Consider the following 3,144-nt stretch of genomic DNA (forward strand, 5'->3'; position numbering starts at 1 on the left):
AGCAGCCCCCGGAGCGGGAAGGCCGCCCGCCGCGTCGCGAGGACGGCCTGATCGAGCCGGTCCGCCGGGTCGTACCCCTCCTCCCAGTCCCGCCACCCCACGGGCCACCGCCCGTCCGTCATCCGCACCGGCCCCGGCTGTCGCGTCCGCGCGTACACCAGGTCCCGCCACGACGAGGGAATCACCGACTCGGGGGCGACCTCCGCGTGCGCGGCGATCCCCACCAGATGCGTCCACGACCGCGGCACGACATCCACCACCGCGTACCCGCCGCCGCCCAGCGCGACCCACTTCCCGCCGTCCACATGCGCGTGCGCGAGCTCATGACAGGCCACCTGCACCGCCCGCTGGGCGTCCAGCGACACCGCGAGATGCGCCAGCGGATCCTCGAAGTGCGTATCGGCACCGTGCTGGGTCACCAGGACCTGCGGCCGGAAGTCCGCGATCAGCTCGGGCACGACCGCGTGGAAGGCCCGCAGCCACCCCGCGTCCCCGGTCCCCGCCGGCAGCGCCACATTCACCGCGGAGCCCTCGCCGGCACCCGGGGCGCCCGTCTCCTCCGGCCACCCCGTCTGCGGGAACAACGTCCGCGGGTGCTCGTGCAGCGAGATCGTCAGGACCCGCGGGTCCTCCCAGAACGCCGCCTGCACCCCGTCGCCGTGGTGCACGTCCACATCCACGTACGCGACCCGCTCCGCACCCAGCTCCAGCAGCCGGGCGATGGCCAGGGAGGCGTCGTTGTAGATGCAGAACCCCGACGCCGAACCCTGCATCGCGTGGTGCAGCCCGCCCGCGAAGTTCACCGCGTGCGCGGCCTCCCCGCGCCACACGGCCTCCGCCGCCCCGACCGACTGCCCGGCGATCAGCGCGGACGCGTCGTGCATCCCGGAGAACGCCGGATCGTCGACCGTTCCGAGCCCGTACGCCTGGTCCGCGTGGCGCGGATCGGCCGATGCCGCCCGTACCGCCGCGACATAGTCCTCCCGGTGCACGAGCCGCAGGGTCGAGTCACCGGCCGGCTTCGCCGCCACCACGTCGACGGCACGGTCGAGTTCGTACGCCCGCACCAGCCCCATGGTCAGCGCGAGCCGAACCGGATCCATCGGGTGCTCGGACCCGAAGTCGTACTGCGTGACAGCTTCATCCCACATCAACAGTGCGCGGCCGCTCATGCCCGCCACCGTATCGGGCCGCCCGAGAGCCGAACGACGTGGCGTACGCCACCGTCACCAGGACCAGCACCATCGGCACGAGCATCGCCCCCCGATAGCTCCAGGCGTCCCCGAGCGCCCCCACCAACGGGGACCCGATCAGGAATCCGACGTAGTTGAAGACGTTCAGCCGCGCGACCGCCGCGTCGCTCGCCCCGGGGAAGAGCCGCCCGGCCGCCGCGAACGTCTGCGGCACGATCACACTGAGCCCCAGCCCCAGCACGGTGAACCCGGCCATCCCCACCCAGGCCCCCGGCGCCACCGCGACCAGGGCGAACCCGAGCGCCGCGAGGACCGCCCCGCACCGCACGACCGTGGCCGCCCCCAGCCTCCGCACACCGAAATCCCCCACGGCCCGCCCGAGGAGAGTGGTGACCATGTACGCGTTGTACGGCACCGTCGCGAGCTCCTCCGAGCTGCCGAGCACGTCCTGGAGGTACTTGGCGCTCCAGTTGGAGACGGTGGAGTCCCCGATGTACGCGAAGGTCATGACGAGACAGAGCGGCAGCAGCAGCGCGAAGGAGACCCCGGCGCCCCCCTTCACGGCCTCCGCCTCCCCCGCCTTCCCGACGCCATGCGGCTCCGTCCCCGGGGTGTACCAGCGGCTGCCGATGAGCGCCACCGGCAGCAGCACGCCCACGACGGGCAGGTAGGACACGAACAGCGGCAGGTGCCAGTGCGCCCCGGCCCAGGCCAGCGACGCTCCCGCGATCCCGCCCAGGCTGTACGCGGCATGGAAGCCGAGCATGATGCTCCGCCCGTACGCCCGCTGGAGGCTCACCCCGAGCATGTTCATGGACGCGTCCAGCGCCCCGACCGCGAGCCCGAAGGCCCCGAGGGCGACGGCGACGTGCCACAGCTCCGTCCCCGCCCCGACGGCGAGCAGCGCCAGGAGGACGACCGGCTGCGCCCACCGCAGCACCGCCCCCGGCCCCACCCGGGCCACCAGCTTCTCCGTGACCACACTGGCCACACCGGCCAGGATCGGCACGGCGGCCAGGAAGGCGGGCAGCAGCGCGTCGGAGATGCCGTAGCGGTCCTGGATCGCCGGTATTCGGGTCACAAGGAGCGCGAACGTCACTCCCTGCACGAAGAAACTGACCGCCAGGGATCCCCGCCCACGCCGCAACCGCGCATCCGTCATGGCGGCACAGCGTAGGACCCGGGTCTACCCATGGGTAGATGGATCACCGACCCAATCTCGGCTCCCCGGTCTCAGCGCAGCAGCCCGGGCAGCTCCGCCATCTTGGTGAAGAACCCCCGGGCGCCCTGGAGCCTGTCCGCGGGCGTCATGGCCGTGAACCCGTACACGTCCATCCCGGCGGCGAGGGCGGCCTCGACCCCGAGACGGCTGTCCTCGACGACCACACACCGCTCGGGCGGGACGCCCATGCGGGCGGCGGCATGCAGAAACAGGTCCGGCGCCGGCTTGCCCTTGCCGACGTCCTCGGCGCTGAAGACGTTCTCGTCCCGGAACCACCCGTCGAGCCCGGTCTTGCGGTGCCCGACGCGGATCCGCTCGTGCGACCCGGAGGACGCCACACAGTACGGAACACCGTCGTCGACCAGCTGCTTCAGTACGTCCCGCACTCCGGCCACGGCCTCCAGCTCACGCTCGAACGCGGCGAACACGCGCGCGTGGAACGTCGCGTCGAAGTCCGCGGGGAGCCGCTGCCCGGTCCGCTCAAGCACCAGCTCGTGAACGCGATGCATGGCGGATCCCATGTAGTCGCGCAGGGACTCCTCGTACGAGGTGGGGTGGCCGAGTTCGGTGAGGTAGCCGGCCAGGAGGGAGTTGGAGATCGGCTCGCTGTCGACGAGCACACCGTCGTTGTCGAAGAGGACCAGTTCATAGCGCATGCCCACACGATAGGCGGCCGGTAAACGCAGAAAAGCCCCGCACCATAAGGTGCGGGGCTTTTCCACAATGATT

The 3,144-nt window shown here is 71.7% G+C and carries 3 protein-coding genes; all 3 read right to left on the bottom strand.

Annotation, left to right across the window (positions count from 1 at the left end):
• Nucleotides 1-1,172, bottom strand: a 1,172-nt coding sequence (locus tag M5362_RS32910; RefSeq protein ID WP_260231624.1) for an acetoin utilization protein AcuC, incomplete at its 3' end; no start/stop codon positions are given.
• Nucleotides 1,141-2,355, bottom strand: coding sequence for an MFS transporter (locus tag M5362_RS32915; RefSeq protein ID WP_260231625.1), 1,215 nt, complete (start codon nucleotides 2,353-2,355; stop codon nucleotides 1,141-1,143). The genes M5362_RS32910 and M5362_RS32915, both read right to left, overlap by 32 nt.
• Nucleotides 2,356-2,426: 71 nt before the next feature.
• A complete protein-coding gene (locus M5362_RS32920) occupies nucleotides 2,427-3,071 on the bottom strand; it encodes an HAD family phosphatase (RefSeq protein ID WP_260231626.1) in 645 nt (214 codons plus the stop codon).
• Nucleotides 3,072-3,144: the final 73 nt, after the last annotated feature.

Origin of the sequence: Streptomyces sp. Je 1-79 (assembly GCF_025195125.1) — a bacterium.
GTDB lineage: Bacteria > Actinomycetota > Actinomycetes > Streptomycetales > Streptomycetaceae > Streptomyces.

Excerpts from the sequence above, each read along its gene's own strand:
- M5362_RS32915 (WP_260231625.1), bottom strand. The coding sequence starts at position 2,355 with ATGACGGATGCGCGGTTGCGGCGTGGGCGGGGATCCCTGGCGGTCAGT.
- M5362_RS32920 (WP_260231626.1), bottom strand. The coding sequence starts at position 3,071 with ATGCGCTATGAACTGGTCCTCTTCGACAACGACGGTGTGCTCGTCGAC.